13 protein-coding genes and 8 tRNA genes are annotated in these 17,189 nt (G+C 38.6%); 13 read left to right on the top strand and 8 right to left on the bottom strand.

Going from position 1 to position 17,189, the window contains the following annotated elements:
• Positions 1-5 precede the first annotated feature (5 nt).
• Positions 6-4,064, top strand: a complete 4,059-nt coding sequence (locus tag FTV17_RS10515; protein WP_179999362.1) for an Hpt domain-containing protein — start codon at positions 6-8, stop codon at positions 4,062-4,064.
• A 72-nt stretch (positions 4,065-4,136) separates the two neighbouring features.
• Here FTV17_RS10515 and dapE read toward each other — a convergent pair whose 3' ends face one another.
• From dapE to FTV17_RS10500, 3 genes are all read right to left on the bottom strand, one after another.
• Positions 4,137-5,270, bottom strand: coding sequence for a succinyl-diaminopimelate desuccinylase (dapE, locus tag FTV17_RS10510; RefSeq protein WP_179999360.1), 1,134 nt, complete (start codon positions 5,268-5,270; stop codon positions 4,137-4,139).
• A 138-nt stretch (positions 5,271-5,408) separates the two neighbouring features.
• Positions 5,409-5,561, bottom strand: coding sequence for an entericidin A/B family lipoprotein (locus tag FTV17_RS10505; RefSeq protein WP_092766976.1), 153 nt, complete (start codon positions 5,559-5,561; stop codon positions 5,409-5,411).
• A gap of 126 nt (positions 5,562-5,687) precedes the next feature.
• On the bottom strand, positions 5,688-6,536 hold the full coding sequence (locus FTV17_RS10500; protein WP_179999358.1) for a DUF1853 family protein: 849 nt from the start codon (positions 6,534-6,536) through the stop codon (positions 5,688-5,690).
• 96 nt (positions 6,537-6,632) lie between these two features.
• Between FTV17_RS10500 and FTV17_RS10495 the strand changes: the two genes are divergently transcribed.
• The 11 genes from FTV17_RS10495 to FTV17_RS10445 all read left to right on the top strand — a co-directional run bounded on the left by FTV17_RS10495 (position 6,633) and on the right by FTV17_RS10445 (position 9,208).
• Positions 6,633-7,001, top strand: a complete 369-nt coding sequence (locus FTV17_RS10495; RefSeq protein WP_179999356.1) for a YbaN family protein — start codon at positions 6,633-6,635, stop codon at positions 6,999-7,001.
• A gap of 36 nt (positions 7,002-7,037) precedes the next feature.
• Positions 7,038-7,565: a cell wall-recycling L,D-carboxypeptidase ElsL gene (elsL, locus tag FTV17_RS10490; RefSeq protein ID WP_179999354.1), complete on the top strand. Its 528-nt coding sequence runs from the start codon at positions 7,038-7,040 to the stop codon at positions 7,563-7,565.
• Between the two features lie 212 nt (positions 7,566-7,777).
• Positions 7,778-7,853 (top strand) — tRNA-Val (locus FTV17_RS10485).
• Positions 7,854-7,875: 22 nt separating this feature from the next.
• A tRNA-Asp gene (locus FTV17_RS10480) sits at positions 7,876-7,952 on the top strand.
• Positions 7,953-8,001: 49 nt separating this feature from the next.
• Positions 8,002-8,078, top strand: a tRNA-Asp gene (locus FTV17_RS10475).
• A 22-nt stretch (positions 8,079-8,100) separates the two neighbouring features.
• A tRNA-Val gene (locus tag FTV17_RS10470) sits at positions 8,101-8,176 on the top strand.
• A gap of 13 nt (positions 8,177-8,189) precedes the next feature.
• A tRNA-Asp gene (locus FTV17_RS10465) sits at positions 8,190-8,266 on the top strand.
• 23 nt (positions 8,267-8,289) lie between these two features.
• Positions 8,290-8,365: transfer RNA gene (locus FTV17_RS10460), tRNA-Val, on the top strand.
• 51 nt (positions 8,366-8,416) lie between these two features.
• Positions 8,417-8,493 (top strand) — tRNA-Asp (locus tag FTV17_RS10455).
• 92 nt (positions 8,494-8,585) lie between these two features.
• A tRNA-Val gene (locus FTV17_RS10450) sits at positions 8,586-8,661 on the top strand.
• Positions 8,662-8,737: 76 nt separating this feature from the next.
• Positions 8,738-9,208: a DUF2750 domain-containing protein gene (locus FTV17_RS10445; RefSeq protein WP_179999352.1), complete on the top strand. Its 471-nt coding sequence runs from the start codon at positions 8,738-8,740 to the stop codon at positions 9,206-9,208.
• Between the two features lie 5 nt (positions 9,209-9,213).
• Here the strand turns inward: FTV17_RS10445 and FTV17_RS15540 are convergent, their stop codons facing one another.
• The 5 genes from FTV17_RS15540 to FTV17_RS10420 form a co-directional block, all read right to left on the bottom strand.
• Positions 9,214-9,705, bottom strand: a complete 492-nt coding sequence (locus FTV17_RS15540; RefSeq protein ID WP_257219927.1) for a YdcF family protein — start codon at positions 9,703-9,705, stop codon at positions 9,214-9,216.
• Between the two features lie 391 nt (positions 9,706-10,096).
• Positions 10,097-12,703 (bottom strand): sulfite reductase flavoprotein subunit alpha, encoded by a 2,607-nt coding sequence (locus FTV17_RS10435; protein ID WP_179999350.1) that lies wholly within the window; start codon positions 12,701-12,703, stop codon positions 10,097-10,099.
• Between the two features lie 155 nt (positions 12,704-12,858).
• Positions 12,859-13,419 (bottom strand): YcxB family protein, encoded by a 561-nt coding sequence (locus FTV17_RS10430; RefSeq protein WP_035268336.1) that lies wholly within the window; start codon positions 13,417-13,419, stop codon positions 12,859-12,861.
• A 101-nt stretch (positions 13,420-13,520) separates the two neighbouring features.
• Positions 13,521-15,695, bottom strand: a complete 2,175-nt coding sequence (gene yccS, locus FTV17_RS10425; RefSeq protein ID WP_179999348.1) for a YccS family putative transporter — start codon at positions 15,693-15,695, stop codon at positions 13,521-13,523.
• Between the two features lie 146 nt (positions 15,696-15,841).
• The gene (locus tag FTV17_RS10420; RefSeq protein ID WP_179999346.1) at positions 15,842-16,549 is read right to left on the bottom strand and encodes a nitroreductase; all 708 of its coding nucleotides are present in this window, start codon (positions 16,547-16,549) and stop codon (positions 15,842-15,844) included.
• Between the two features lie 376 nt (positions 16,550-16,925).
• Here FTV17_RS10420 and FTV17_RS10415 point away from each other — a divergent pair, with 376 nt between their 5' ends.
• A complete protein-coding gene (locus FTV17_RS10415) occupies positions 16,926-17,084 on the top strand; it encodes a hypothetical protein (protein WP_179999344.1) in 159 nt (52 codons plus the stop codon).
• Positions 17,085-17,189 lie beyond the last annotated feature (105 nt).

The raw sequence follows: 17,189 nt of genomic DNA, 5'->3' as shown, positions 1-17,189 counted from the left end.
GAGCCATGAAAAATAATAATCCTAATAAAATACAATTATATCTTTCAGAAGTACTCTATCGTGCATATATAGATATGCAGCTTCCTCAGGATGAATTAAATTTTGAAGATGAGGAGCTTATTACCACCTTTGCTGAAGAGCTCAAGGAACTACTTCTAGAAATATCAGAAAATCTTCAAGTCTTATCGAATGATTTAGAACAGGTAAATATTTGGCAAGCATTGCGCCGTAATTTTCATACCTTAAAGGGTTCGGGTCGAATGCTTGGATTCAACTCAGTTTCTGAGCTTGCATGGACCGTTGAGAAAATACTGAATATTAGGCTTGATCAGCAACGTTCATGGAGTCAAATGGTCCTTGAGTATGTTGAGCTGATCTCTCGTATATATCGCTACATTATTGTGCCTGGTTTAACAGTTAAACAAGCGATTCAATTAGATGTTAAACCTCTATTGCTTTTAGGTCGGCAATTAGAACATTCAAATACCATAGATCAATCATTGCATCCTTTGTTGGCGATCAACGCTCATCTCACACAGCTAGATCTAGATTTCAGGATTGAATGTCATTGTTTGAGTGACTCAAATTCACTCTCAGCAGCAGCCACAATTGAGAATACTCAAATATGGGATAACGAGGTTCTGCAAAGTTTTTATGCTGAGGCTTCAGAACAATTGAAATCCCTGCAAGATATGTTGGATAAATCCAAACAACAATTTCAAATGGATACGCTTGCACGTGTTGTTCATTCTCTCAGGGGGAGTTCTGCAATTCTTGGACTTGAGAAAATTGAAGTATTGAGTCAGTCATTCGAAAAAATAATACAACGTAACCCATCTCTTGATGCCAACAATAAACAATTGCAAGCGCTCACAACGCAGTATATTGATTTAATCCAGTATTACTTAGAAAGTTTGCAAACAAAAGGTGACAACGTAACGAGACAACAACAGTTTCAGGCATTAGAGCATACTTTTTTAATCGCATTGAGAGACTTCTCAGAACAGATTAAACAGGAAGATCCAAATCTTGACCCGCAAGAATTACTTAAGAAAATTGTAGATTTGGGTGTAGAAGATGTTTTCCTTATCGATACCTTTGTACAAGATGGTATTTCTAACCTCGTTAGTTCTACACGTACTACTGAACGTTCGAGCTTACTGAGTCAACAACTCAGTTCAATTGTTAAATTTGCCATTCAAGTTGATTTTGATCTCCTTCAAAAAATTTCAGAAATTTTGAGTTCAATTCACTTCAACATTGCAAGAGAACCGAATTCAATTGCCTACTCAAATGTCCACCGAGTTTTACAACAAGGGCATGAAAAACTCTTAGAAATATTTGATGAACTCGCTATAGGTCAATTGGCTCAAAATAATGAAGCTTCTCAGCAGCTATTAGGTGATTTAAAACAACTTAATCATGAATACTTCAGCTTTTCCAATCAATCGAATTGCATTTCCACTATAGAGCAGGAGAGCAAAGTATCTGCTCGCTCCTCAGATGACACAATTCTGACATTACTCAATATAGATTACGCACTCAAAGATTCAGCGAAAGCAAAACAGGGCTTAGATCGTGAAGTAAGTGGTTTTTTTGTCGAGGAAGCGGAAGAAATCTTGTCTCAAATCGAAGACTTGTTCAATACATGGTTAGAGTATCAAGAAGATGCTACGTGTATCCAAAAAATTATGCGGCAATTGCACACGTTGAAAGGTGGTGCATACATGTTGCAAGCAGATTACTTTGCAAATCTAATCCATGAGCTTGAATCTCTATATCTTCAACTCATTTCAGAGCAACAAATTGATATAAAAAGTTTCATTATTTTGATTAAAGCCTTACGGCAGGATTTGGTACGGCGTGTCAATATCATTAAAACTGAGTCTGTTGATTATCCGATAGAGCAGGCATCAAGGCTTATTCAGGGTTTAATTGAGCTTGGACATTTAAATCTTAAGGGTGGTGACTCGAAGCTGAACTTAGTACATTCGATGCAAAATGATATCACTCACCACATGTCTTCAGATTTTAGTATTCATTCAACTTTATCAGCGGACCTTGAAACCAATTTAAGTGATTTAGTCACTACGCATAATAATTCATCAAAGTTTGACTCTTCTTCCATTCAGCAAAACTCACATCAGAATGAACCATCTAACGCTAAGGAGAGTGCTTTACCGCCCCCAATGAGTGGCAATTTGCAAAAGTTTGTGCAATCTGCCGTAGCGAATGAGACACTTTCAGTCTCTACTGCTGTAATTGAAGCAACCCTTAATTTGATTGGGGAGGATTTGATTCAACGTTCGCAAGTTGAAGTAGAATTAAAATCATATCGGTCAAATTTGGTAGAAATGGATCAAACCATTCAGCGCCTTACTTCACAATTGAGACGGATGGAAGGGGAATTAGAATCCCAAATTTTATTACAACGTAGATCACATAATTCCGCCGAGCATGGATTTGATCCCTTAGAAATGGATCAATATTCATCACTTAATCAACTCTCAAAATCAATATCAGAGTCAACATCAGACTTGTTAGATATCAGAAACTCTCTGCATGAAAAGCTTCAATCTGCAGAAAGTATATTGATTCAGCAGGCAAGAATACAAAACAACATCCAACACTCGTTGATGCGTACTCGTGTCGTACCATTCAAGACGATACAAATGCGTCTTGAACGCTTATGCAAGCAACTTTCGACGAATCTGAATAAATCTGTTCAGTTACAGATTGAACATGCAGACATCGAATTAGATCGTAGTATTCTTGAAAAGATGATCACTTCGCTTGAGCATATTCTGCGTAATGCGATTGATCACGGAATTGAGTCAGCAGAACAGCGGTTGAAATTAAATAAACCTGAACAAGCAGTCATTCAACTGACACTAGTGAATCATCACAATGAGCTGAGTATTTTGATCAAGGATGATGGTCGAGGAATTGATTCACAAGAAATTACGCAAAAAGCTGTTGAATTTGGTTGGTTCAATGCTGAACGGGAATATTCTGAAACTGAACTATTACAATTGATTTTTAGACCAGGCTTTACCACTGCTGCAAAATTAACAACCGTTTCAGGACGTGGTGTCGGTTTAGATGTCGTAAAAAGTGAAATACAGGCACTGGGTGGGCATGTTCATGTTTCTTCGGAAAGAGGACAAGGAACTTGTTTTGAAATCAGAATTCCTAAATCTTCAATTATTACTGAAGCATTGATGGTAAAAGTTGCGGATCAATTCTTTGCCTTACCGTTACATCAAATACAACGTGTTGAAATGATCGATAGACATGATTTAAATCACGCAAAAAAACAGGGTCGGTTGTTGAGGCTGCATGAAGCAAGTTATCAATTAAACGATTTGGCTGACTTCGTATTGTTAAATCAACATATAAAAAGAAACTCACCATATTCAGAAACCCAAAAAGTTCCAGTGATTTTGGTAAATATGCACCAGTCTCAACCTGTGGCTTTATTCGTTGATGAAGTCTTAGGAACTAACTCACAAATTATTGTTAAACAGACTGGGGGGCTGATCCATCAAATTGATTATCTCAGCGGTGTAACCATTATGGGCAGTGGAGAAATTTGCCCAATTTTAAATCTAAATCGTGTGGTTCAATATCTCACTCAGCAGGATTGGTCTATACATCTAGAGTCGAAGCCCTCTAATTTAGAGCATGACAATGAGGCACCTACGATTTTAGTGGTTGATGATTCGGTCACAGTTCGAAAAGTGACATCTAAACTACTGGAGCGACATGGTTACCAGATTGTCACAGCTATAGATGGTATTGAAGCACTTGAACATTTACAGCACTCAACACCTGCTTTAATGTTAATTGATGTTGAAATGCCAAGAATGGATGGTTTTGAAGTGATGCAATGGCTGAGAAATCAACCACATTTGCAGAACTTACCTGTGGTTATGATCACTTCACGAGTGGGGGATAAGCATAAACAACATGCTCTTGAACTTGGTGTATCGGCTTATATGGGTAAACCTTTCCAAGAAGCAGTGTTGATTGAGCAGATCAATCAGCTTTTAAAACAGGATTGAAGTATTTTAAGCGAATTAAAAAAGGATGCATTCGCATCCTTTTTTATATTTCATTGCTTTTAAATTTTAATGTTATGCCAATAGCTCAATTAAGATTTTTTCATAAATTTCAGCCAAAGGTTCCAAATGTGCGATTTCAACATGCTCATTAATCTGGTGGATCGTGGCATTAAGTACTCCCAGTTCGAGAACCTGAGCTCCAGTTGGTGCGATAAAGCGGCCATCTGATGTACCACCACTGGTTGATAATTCTGTTGTCGTACCAGTCACATCCAAAATCGCTTTTTTGGCAGCATTGACGAGCTCTCCAACAGGGGTAAGGAATGGTAAACCTGATAGTGTCCACTCGATATCATACTCAACGCCGTGGCGATCTAAAATTTCATGTGTACGTGCTTTTAATTCATCAGCAGTAACTTCTGTAGAATAGCGGAAGTTAAATAATAAGTTCATCGTGCCAGGCACAACATTGGTTGCACCCGTTCCAGCAGAAATATTCGAGATTTGGAAAGACGTTGCAGGGAAATACTCATTGCCTTGATCCCATTCTGTCTCACATAATTCAGCAATTGCTTTTGAAGCAGTATGAATGGGGTTAATCGCCAAATGTGGATAGGCCACATGCCCTTGCTTACCTTTCACGGTTAAATTGGCGTTGAGAGACCCACGACGGCCATTTTTAACAATGTCACCTAAAGTATTCGTACTTGACGGTTCACCGACCAAACACCATGTCATTTTTTCTTGGCGTGCTTCTAAAGTTTCTACAACTTTCACTGTTCCATTGATAGATGGACCTTCTTCATCTGAAGTGATCAAAAAAGCAATCGAACCTTTGTGGTCTGGATGCTTAGCAACGAAACGTTCAGAGGCAATTACCATGGCTGCCAACGCCGTTTTCATATCTGCACTGCCACGCCCGTATAACTTTCCATCTCTAATTTCTGGGGCGAATGGATCGGAGTTCCACGCTTCTAGATTGCCTGTAGGAACAACATCAGTATGACCCGCAAAACAAAACACAGGTGATTCAGTCCCGCGACGAGCCCATAAGTTATCTACATCTTCAAAACGCATATTTTCAATGCTGAAACCAATCTTTGATAATCGATCAGCCATAATATTTTGACAGTTATGATCGACTGGAGTCACTGAAGGTTGGCGAAGTAATTGTAAGCTTAAATCGAGTGTTGCAGATTGGGTCATGGAAAGAAATCGAATTGGTCAAAGTCGAACTATCATAAAGTATGTTGAATTTGATGCAAAATATTAATCATTCAAGGGAATCAAATTTAAATAAAAAAAGCCCTATTAAAAAATAGGGCTTTTAGCTTCAACTTCGAATTAGTTATTACGAATTTCGTTTGAAGTTTTTTCAGCAGTATTTGTTACAGTTTCCCCAGCTTTTGAAACGTCTTGTCCAAAACCTTTGAATGTATTACAACCAGTTAATACAAATGCAACTACGAATGAAGCGGCTAATACTTTTTTCATCATTATCTCCAATGATTGTAAATTATTTTGATGCTTAATCAGAATAAAAATTAATCATTTAGAAGAATATGAGAGTTTTATTATCAGAATGTTATTAATTGTATTTGATACATTTTTTTATTACACGAACTACACGTAAGGAAGCTTTAATGCTGGTTGACGGTACATATAAAACTGATTTGTCTGTACATTGTGATAAAGCCCATTGCTCCACCAATGTGCTTCATTTGAAGTCTGACTCGCATTCGGACAAATCCATTCCTGTCTTTCCAGTCGATAAAAAGATGATCGTAATTGATGTCCCCATGTGCCTATACGACGATGTGGGCTGACCCAGTTGGGTAAGGTTTGAAGTTCGGTATGATACGGAAAGTAGAGTTGACCTTTCATCACCGCAATTTTTCGATCAATTTTATAAGTATTGGCTTGAGTAAACTGAAATTGTTTTTGCGTAAAATGATTGAGCTTTCTAAATAGGGTGTCACTTCGATTTAATCCGTACCAATGTTGAAGTTGAAAGTCTTGTTCTGCTAAATAAAATTTCAGTGCAACTTCCCATTGTTCAATTTCTTGGGTGTGATGATTTAATATCACAAAGTCAATTTCACCCAAAGTATGGCGGCCGTCAATGATTTGAACACTGTGATCTAACAGCGAAAAATCAGCTTGATCACGTTGATCATCTTGCAGCCAGAACCACATTAAATATTCAAAGCGCAAACCTAGACGCGTACTTTTAAGTTGCTGAATAAAATCAATCAGTTTTTGTGGGTTTTGATCTAGATCATGAAGTCTGGAGATATATTTTTCGTACTGAGTTTGCCAAAATTGTTCATGGTGCAATTCAAAAGGATGAACGATCGTTAATTCTTTAGGCGCAAAACGAATAATATTAGGACTTGCGATGACAAAAGCCAGTTGACGTACAATTGCATGATGAAAGTTCTGCCATGGCTCATAAAAATCAGATTGCACCATTACTCCAACTAGAATTCAAAACTGAAAATAAATTTACAATCAGACACTACCACAAAAGCATATATACTAGTGAGATTCAACTGAATGAGTTGCGGTATGAAAATCGTGTTTTGGCGGAGCTTGGTCATTATTTTTGTGACTCTAGGTTTTATTGGTGCGCTATTGCCAGGATTGCCAACCACAGTCTTTTTAATTCTTGCCGCATGGGCTGCTTCAAAAGGTTGGCCACAGGTTGATGATTGGCTACTCAATCATCCTAAATATGGACCAACACTGCGAAATTGGCGTGAGCATGGCACAGTTCCACGCAAAGCAAAATGGCTCGCCTCGATGATGATGTTGATCAGCGGTATTCTTATGCTTTATTCAAATGCTCCTGATTTAGTAAAAATTTTTACGAATCTCACCATGCTAATTGTCGCGATTTGGTTGTGGTTAAGACCTGAATCAAAAAATATTGTTTAAATAAATGATTAAAAATAATTTAACGCTGAGTTTTGTATGAACCCAAATCTTGAAAGTTATACCCTAAGTCAGGCGGATATCCTGATTGATATGGCGAAACAAGTTCTATATGTCCCACGTATGAAAAAAAGCTATTTGGTGTCTACTGGATTGAACGGTATAGGTGAACAGGAAAATTCAGGTAAAACCCCAAGAGGATGGCATCGTATTGAACAAAAAGTTGGCGATGACCACCCAATCAATGCTGTATTTAAAGCACGTATTTGGACTGGGGAGATCTATGATGTGGAACTTGGCAAGCAATTTCCAGAACGTGACTGGATTCTAACGCGAATTCTTTGGTTAGCAGGTTTAGAACCTGGTTTTAATCAAGGGGAGGGTTGTGATACCTATAATCGATATATCTATATTCATGGTACGCCAGAGTCAGAACCTTTAGGTATTCCTAAATCACATGGATGTATTCGAATGCACAGTGCAGATGTCATTGAGCTATTTGATACATTGGACGAAGGCGCTTTAGTCTATATTTCAGAACAAGAGATCGAATTGGATCAAATTTAAATCAGAATCGTAAAATGTGTTGTGATAAAAACTTTGAATAAAAATAAAAACATATCTCTAATCAGGCAAATAATAGACAAAAAAGCGATTTTTTAAGAGAAATGATCTATTTTTTAATCATTCAAACTGAAAAACTGAGAAACCTGTAGAAAAGCGTTTGACAGTATCTGAGGATTCTCTATAATGCACCACACAAACGATGAAGTCGTAAAGGGCGCTTAGCTCAGTTGGTAGAGCGTCTGCCTTACAAGCAGAATGTCGGCGGTTCGATCCCGTCAGCGCCCACCAAGCCTTTACGTTAAGTTTTAATGCAGCGGTAGTTCAGTTGGTTAGAATATCGGCCTGTCACGCCGAGGGTCGCGGGTTCGAGTCCCGTCCGCTGCGCCACTTTAAGCTTAATAGATTGTTTGTACTTTAATAGAGATATTACATAAGTGCAGCGGTAGTTCAGTTGGTTAGAATATCGGCCTGTCACGCCGAGGGTCGCGGGTTCGAGTCCCGTCCGCTGCGCCATTTTATGTAATGACCTTATTAAGGGCGCTTAGCTCAGTTGGTAGAGCGTCTGCCTTACAAGCAGAATGTCGGCGGTTCGATCCCGTCAGCGCCCACCAGATTTTTTGTGATGCAGCGGTAGTTCAGTTGGTTAGAATATCGGCCTGTCACGCCGAGGGTCGCGGGTTCGAGTCCCGTCCGCTGCGCCATCCTAAAAATCAAAGCCTAATAAGGGCGCTTAGCTCAGTTGGTAGAGCGTCTGCCTTACAAGCAGAATGTCGGCGGTTCGATCCCGTCAGCGCCCACCATATTCATGCTGGAAAGCTTATATGACCCTAATTGCGTAAGCAGTTGCCGTTGCAGCGGTAGTTCAGTTGGTTAGAATATCGGCCTGTCACGCCGAGGGTCGCGGGTTCGAGTCCCGTCCGCTGCGCCATTTTCTAGATCCCTTGTCTAGATATAATGGTTTAAATCAGCAAGATTTCTTTCTTGCATCTTAAAAATAGCGGTGCTATTTTTATTCCTCAAGGGCGCTTAGCTCAGTTGGTAGAGCGTCTGCCTTACAAGCAGAATGTCGGCGGTTCGATCCCGTCAGCGCCCACCATATTCTTTCTATAAAAAGTCTTTTAAGTTTCTATAATTTATATAAAATATGATGAATTCATGTTTATAATAGAATTATGAGAAATCCATACCAGCGTAAGCCTTCAAGTACCTCTATTGCCTCTACAGTTGTCTCTCCAAAAGAACAATACCAACAATTTATGGAAACAATTGTCGCTCAGGCTAAAGTTTATAGTTTATATAATGATGGCTGGGCATTGTGCTCCACTCCATCTGGTCAGCGCACGCTTGCTGTTTGGCAAAGTAAAGGTATGGCACAATTATTGGTTCGTGATAAGTGGGAAAAATATCATGTGGAGGAAATCCAACTGATACCATTTATTGAACAAGTTGTTCCTTATATTCGACAACACAATACTCATTTGTCACTTAACTTGATGCCAGAAGGTCAAAATGTTTTGGTATCGGGGCGACAATTTCTAATTGACCTAAAAGCTTATCTATACCAGTTATCGATCGATCAACCTGAAAAATTAAATAAAGAAGGGGTTCCTTCGCCTCGAAAAATCCGAATACATGATAAATAGAAAATTTAGTATTCTCTTAAAATCCAACCACTAATATAAGCAAAATACTCTCTAAACCATGCGTTATATCGTGTGGCCAAAGGAGTTTCAGCACTGACTGATGTAATTTGGGTATAACCTTGAAATCGGGCAATAGCTGCGGCACGTGGTGTGTGAAAATCACTAGTCACAACTACAATATGACTATCTTGGTTTAAGCCTATTCTGTTTAGCAGCGGAACACTGTTTTTTAGATTGAATTCGGTGCTGGTGCTTTGACTTTCTTCAAATATACGCTGTGGATGAATACGATACTTATCGATCAAATATGCTTTCATCACTGCTGCTTCAGTAATTTTCTGATCAAAACCTAAACCGCCAGTTACAATAATAGAACTACTGGAATATTGAGCGGCGATCGTTGCCCCTTGGTCTAATCGAGCCTGAAGCGTTGGGGAGGGTTGGTTATTGATTAAACCACTACCCAAAATAATAATCGCATCAGGTGGTGTATTCATGATGGGGGAATGATTTGATTTAGCTAAAAAATTAAAAAAAATAGCCAAGCTGATTAACCAGATGGAAAAAATTGTCCATCACATTTTCCAAAACAAGTTAAAGTTAGAATGATTCAAACGGTAGTGTTGGATTTTCCTATTAAAAAGTAGACATACAATGATCACTATGCCAATAAATGCTGGAAGTACAGTACCCAAATGAATTTTATTTTGACTCATTAAAATGATTCCATCGATTAATAGTATCAATGCTATTAACCAAGCGAAAAATTTTAAAATCTTTATATACATTGGATGTCATCACTAGTGGGAAATGAGAAAAAGTATATCGCATAAAAAAACCGAGCAGATTAAATAAAAATCGTGCTCGGTTCTGATCATAATAACCGTGTTAGTAAACGTCTCTACGGTAGCGACCAGCTTGTCTTAATTCATCTACAGTAGTTTCACCTAAGATTTCAACTAAGGCTAGATCAACATCGCTTGCCATACCATTGATACTGCCGCACACATAGATGACAGCACCTTGATGAATCCATTTAACGACTTCATCCGCATTTTGGCGCAGAATATGGTGTACATAGACTTTTTCTGGTTGGTCTCGAGAGAACGCAAGATCAATACGCTTTAACATCGCTGTATTTTGCCAAGCTTCGATTGTTTCTTTATAAAAGAAATCATGTTCGCGTTGACGTTCACCGAAGATGAGCCAGTTGTCAGTGTAGTCCAAGCGTACGCGAGCTGAAATCAAGCTCATTAGCCCTGCGATCCCTGTCCCGTTACCGATACAGATAATCGGTCGATTATCATCAATTAAATGGAATGATTCATTGGTTCGAATACGAAGTTGTACCTGAGTACCAACCGCAACATGATGTGTTAACCAGCCTGAGCCTAAGCCGAGTTGTTGCTGTTCATCACGTTGTTGACGTACCACCAAGCGCATCATGCCTTGAGTTGGAATACTTGCGATCGAATATTCACGAGTAGGTAAATTTTCAAGCTGCTCAACGAGTTCTTCTGCTGTAGCAAATGGCTGAATCTCGCTATTTAAATTTTTATTCCACAGGCTTTCAACTAAGGTTTGACCTGTAGTTGCGAGAACTAAAGCCTCATTTAAGTTGTGCTGTTGTAAAAATGCTTGAATACGTTCAATGTTATTGCTAGGTTGAATTTCCGCAATATCTCCAGCTTGCCAGATCGCGTCGTGATCAGACTCAAGCTCTAAATTATAAGCAGGTTGACCCAAACTGTTTGGATTGAGCAGTGTGCGTTTTTGAAGTTTCCATTGATCAAAGACTTTATCAATAGATAGTGTTGCTAATTCCAATTGAGCAGCTTGTGCGAGTGCATCTGTCCAATTTTGAATATCTTGGTTATTGGCATTGTCCACTTCAATTACCTTAAAGAGCGGAGTTGCACCAGATGCATTGAACCAGTCATAAATACGATGACCAAAACTACAATAAGTGTCAGGATATTCACGTGAACCAAGTGCCATAACTGCGAATTGAGCATGACTTAGATTCAGTGGATGAGACATCAATTTCTTTTCAAAGCTTGCAGCTAAGTCTGGAGCTTCACCTGTACCGTAAGTACTCGCGACCACTAGAATTTGAGATGCTGTTTGGAGCTCATCAGTGGTCAGGCTTTGCACTGATTTAACAGTGACGGGTTGGCGTGCTGCTTGCAGAATTGAAGCTGTACGCCAAGCCAATTGCTCGGATACACCAGTTTGACTTGCATAAGCGATGAGCCAAGGTTTAGCATTTGGATCAACATCAACCACTGCTAAATTTTGCTTCGCTTCACGGGTCAATTGTTTTTGCTTGCGGCGTTTGAGGTAGAGCATCCAGCCCGTCACAAAGAATAACGGCATAGCGAGTGCAGCTAACATCGCGAAGAACTGGTAAATAGGACCAAAGAAGCTGCCACGGTGTACAGGTAACATGCTGCTCATGATTTTTTCATTGAGCTTTTTGTCTTCGTACAATTCAACATCTTTCAATTGATTCGTATTTAAGTCGACAGTCGCTTTGTTGCGAGCACGTTCATGTTGCGGAACAGGATCAATGAAACTCAGTTCTAATTCACCGTTTGCACGTTTAGGAATGGTGAAGGTTACGGAAGAAAATTGATTTTTAAACTGTTGATTAAATGTAGACCAAGATTGGTTGAGCGCAAATTGAATCTGTTCTGTTTGGAGTGATTTACGCTCTTCACGTCCTTCACGTCCTTCACGTCCTTCACGTCCTTCACGTCCTTCACGTTGAGCGTTTGGTCCAGCATTTGAACCAAGACCACCCGCTTGCATTTGGGGTTGCGGGCGCTCAACACCAAGCACTTTAAACATGCCGTTGCGCCACCAGTCATATGACCAATATAAACCTGTACAAGCCAACATGAGATAGAAAATGGCCACCCATGTTCCAACGACTGCGTGTAAATCCCAAATAAAGTTTCGACCTTTTAATTTGGGTTTAACTGAAAACCATTGTTTGAAACTGTGTTTTTTCGGCCAACGTAGATATAAGCCACTGAGGACAAAGAAAATAAGAATCAGTGTACATGCACCGGTAATTTGTTTTCCAACAGGTCCGACTGTCAAGTTACGATGAAGTTGTTGTACGAATGCAAAGAATTTTCGACCTTTAATTTCAGGAAGTAATTCAGCACTGTAGGGATTGATCATCATGGTCAAACCACGACGTTCGCCTTCCTTCGCAACATTGATACTCGATGAGTCAGTAGGTTGAGCAGCAATCGTAATGCTATTGATTTTAAGATTAGGATGCTCCTGCTGGAAATGTTGATAAATTTCAGCTGGCGTTAATTTTGGGCGTTGTTCAGCAACAACTGTATAACTTTCCTGATTGATCAGCTTGATAATTTGCTGTTCATAAGAATATATTGCCCCAGTGACACCCATAAGTGCCAAAATAAGGCCTGCTGTTATTCCGAAAAACCAGTGTAACTGGAAAAATATTTTCTTGAACATAAGGGTCTGAGTGAATTGGAATTTTTGAATGGTGCGATTATAACCTAACTCAAAAAAAGTGGAATGTATTTGAAGATAATATTTATTCTCATTCTCATATAAAAAATTGTGATAAAAAAACCTCCAAAGTTGGAGGTTTTAATATAAAGCCGTATTTACAGTGATTTTGGCTCACCAACGCTTTCTTTAAGATGTTTACGGATGGTCTCGAAAGAGAAATTTTTGCTGTTCATTCGTTTTGGCAGGATATAAGCACCTTGCTGACCTTTAACTTTAAAGTTCACCAAAATGAAATCTGGCGTGTTATACCACTCATAGATATCTTTCCAACCAATTGAACCTACACCTTCTTGTAGTCCCATTTTTTGACGCATCACGATACCATGAGGCTGAACACCTAATTTAATTCCAGTAATTTCTTGTACTGGAAACTCATTCATTTTGCGTTTAGCGTACCATTCTAGTCCAAACTTTCGTACTAAAAAGTATGTCAGCACACAGACTAAAGCCACCCAGCAAAATACAGTAGAGTAATTTTTAATAAAAATTAGACCCAAAATTGCAAGCGCAGTAATTGCACCCATAATAGCCCAAGCTTTAGTTCCAATTTTATTTGTGCTGCGCCAGATTGCGAGTTGCGCATGGCGTTGTTCAGCTTCAGTAACCTCGTAAGGAACGGGTTGTAAAGTATAGGCGTATAAGTTTTTTGCAGTCATAGTTTCGTTAACAAAATGTGTATATCTGAGCAGAGTTTAGCATTAAATTAATACAATCAGGGAGTATATTGTACTAATTTACTGCCTTGAAAATTCAACGTTTACAGTGATGCCAATGCGCTGGATTGAGTATCATGTTCATGACTTAAACTTTGTTTTAATGTACTTAATCGTCTTAATACACCAAGCATTAAAGAAAGTTGCTGTAAAACAATCAATGATTTATGTGAATCCTGATCATCTTTATTCAAACGTTCACGAATCGCGGACTCCAAATTTGTCAGATTTAGCTCAGGCACTTCATCTCGCAAAAAAGCACCTTGGATATCATTTAACGCTTGTTGAAGTAGTTCTAATGTTGACTGATCTTGAATTTTTTCACGATGTGCACCTAGCGCAGCAATATAGCTGATAAATGTATGATTGAGACAGAGGAACTCAAATGCTAAAGCTTTTTGTGTTGGATCAAAATCAGGTTCTGTTGCTAATGTCGATATGAGTGATGCAACATCAGCATCACGATTATGTGCAGTGCGGCGGACTACGCGGTAGTTCAAACTGTTATTACGTCCATGATGGTACTGTTGGACGACTTCAGTAAGATACTGGCATTGAGCTTCAAGTGAACGTCTGATTGAATGGGGGAGTCGTCTGAATTTCCAATCTGGAAAAATAAAGCTCACCCCAAACCATGCCAATGCACAGCCAATTAAAGTATCTAACATTCGAGGAAATGCCGCTTGGAAACCTAAACCGTCCAAATTGAAATTAATTAAGGCTAAGATCGTAATAAAGGCAGTGGCTTGCGCATATTGCTTACTGCGTAATTCAAAAAATAGGACACCACTCACAATTAATAATAAAAGTTGACCTTCGACAGAAGGAACGAAATACAGAATTGCAAAACCAAGAATAATGCCACCAAGTGTTCCCATGATCCTGAGTCTCAGTCGACGTTTTGTGGCGTTGAAGTTTGGTTGACTAACAAATAGGGCTGTTAACAGTACCCAATAACCGTATTCGATATTGGTGACTTGAACAAAAACATATCCGATGAAAAGTACGATGGAAACACGAATTGCATGTCGAAAGAGTACGGATTCAGGGGTTAAATTTTGTTTGATACGAGAAACGATATCTTCCCAACCTTTCAGATCGTCATCTTTAAGTTGGTTTTCTAAATGTTTAGTGCGGTCAAATTTAATATGCCGTTCAGTTTCAAGATTTCGTAATTGAGCATCGATGGCTTTTAAGTTCTGGAGTAAGGCAAAAAGAGCATTAACCCAGATAAGATCATGTTTTTGTTCATCACGGATTTTTTCTAATGACTTTCTGAGATTACTAAATGCATGTTCAAAACGTGGATTATGCTGGTAAGTTGTGCGATTTAAGATGCTTTCACTTAAATCTTTACATGCTTTTGCTTGCAGTGTAAGAATACGTTGGAAGCGAAATAAAATATCACTATGTTCAAAGGCTTTGGTTAATTGTTGATAATCAATATGTGCCGAGTCAGCTCGCTCGTGAATGTCCTGTGCAATAAAATAATATTGTAAGCTGCGACGGGTATCACTTTGACCACGATCTCCTTTTAATCGGGTAAGGAGTGTGGTTTTCATATCATTGAAAATACCTACTAATTTCCCATTTTCCAATGACAAGCTGATCATACTTTTTTGGTAGCTATTCGCTGTCATATCCACATCAAAGAGATTGGATTTAGCAAAAAGGAAATCACCGAGTGAAGAATAGCTTTTCGAGAGCTGATCTTGAACTTGTCGAGCTGGAAAAAGCAAGAAACTAAGCGTAGACAAAATCCCATACCAAATGGCACCAATCACCAAAAGACTAGGTTGCATGTACCATTCGTCAAAAATATCAACACCTAGCATGGCATATACAGAAATTACTAAGCAACCATATGAGATGGTGGCATAACGTCTGCCTAATGAGCCTAGTAAAATGAGACCAATACAAGAGATGATCAGGCCTGAAGCAAAAAGCACAGGATATGGGAATAACAGTTGAACAGAAGCTGCCGCAATAAAGAAACCAATATAGGTATAAATCAGATTCATAATTCGTACTGAGAAGCGATCATCGATGTCGCTCAGCCCAGCAGCAACAACCCCTAATGTTAATGGGATCGTCATTAATTGCTGATCTAACAGATAGGGAATAAACGCGGTACCTGCGAAAGCCACAATCATCCGCAGGTTATACATGAATGAAGTATTATAGGTTGCTTTTTTAAGCTGAATCAGCCATTTGTTCAAACCAGAACCCTTTATAAATATAGGATAGGGATAGATGAATATTAGTTGAATATTCATCTAATTTAAATTGGGATTATATGCTTGAAATTAACTGTTTGTCTTTATAAAACCACCCTAACTGAATGAGCGTTTTGATCCTTAAAAAATCAGTCTTCCAAGAAAACAGCAAACTCTTCAACTGGAACTCGAGGTGTTCTGAAAGTATTCACAAGCGCATCTGGGTCGGCATAGCCTAAAGCCATCCCACAAACGAGTTCTTCGTTGGCAGGAGCTTCAAGAACATCAGTGACGATTTGATGAAAATGATTCCATGCCGCTTGAGGGCATGTATCTAAACCACGTGCTTTTGCTGCAAGCATAACATTTTGAATCATCATGGAAATATCCATTTTAGAGCCAATGCCCATAGCTTTATCCACGGTAAAGAAAATGCCAACAGGTGCATCAAACAATTGATAGTTTCTAAGATGTTGTGCAGCCATCTTATCCTTTTCACCTTTTTGAATGCCCAGCAATCCATAAAGTCCCCAACCATTTTCACGACGACGATCGATATACGGGGAAATCCATGTTTCTGGATAATAAGCAAAAGTCTCTGTGTATTGTTGAGCAAGTTCAGGGTTTTGATAAAGTTGCATTTGTGCATGACAAACTTGATCAATTAACCGTTGACGACGTGCGCCTGTCACCACATAGACTTTCCAGGGTTGAGTATTTGTGCCAGAAGGTGCTCTTGATGCGACTTCTAAGATTTCTTGGATAAGTTTTGTGTCTACGGGGTGATCTAAAAAGGCACGTATAGATTGGCGGCCAGTGATCACTTCATCAACGGCTTGAGTATGTTCTGTGGACATTGCAACTCCTATTTGAATGATTTTGGATGATCCATGATGTCTCTACGACTAAGGTATAATTTTGAGTATGCTTTTAAATAAAGATTTTATAAATTATACAGATATAAACTTTTTTCAATTCATCATCAGAAATTGTGATTGAGAAAATTGGTTTTGACAATAAAAAACATTTAATTATGAAACATAAGTTGCTAGATTAAGTTACAACGAATACACATTATGTTACGTATTTATTTTAATCAATTCATCAAATTTTAAAAAAAGCAGTTTAGTGCATCGTTGATTATTTTAAATTAATCAAACGTTGTGATTGGGATTCAGCAGGTTGACCAAGCATATATGCACGGATGCAAGATGAAATAATTGGAGATTTTTAATGAGTCAATCAAAACATCAAACATTTTTAAAGAAAAGTTTAGCAATCGCAGTTGCAACTTTTGCAGTTTCTACTGCACAAGCAGCGACTGAAAAAGATGAAATTCAAAAATTACGCCAAGAAGTTGAAGCGTTAAAAGAGGTGGATCAGGAAATTTGAACAACACTTATAAGTGATATTTTGCTCCCCAAATGATGTTATAAACATCAATATATGGAGTATTTTATGACACGTAGACCAAGAAGAAATCATTCAAATGACTTT

It is taken from the genome of Acinetobacter sp. YH12239, from assembly GCF_013417635.1.
Lineage (GTDB): Bacteria > Pseudomonadota > Gammaproteobacteria > Pseudomonadales > Moraxellaceae > Acinetobacter.
The sequence above is the reverse complement of the archived record's forward strand: the minus strand, read 5'-3'. Positions and strand labels throughout refer to the sequence as shown.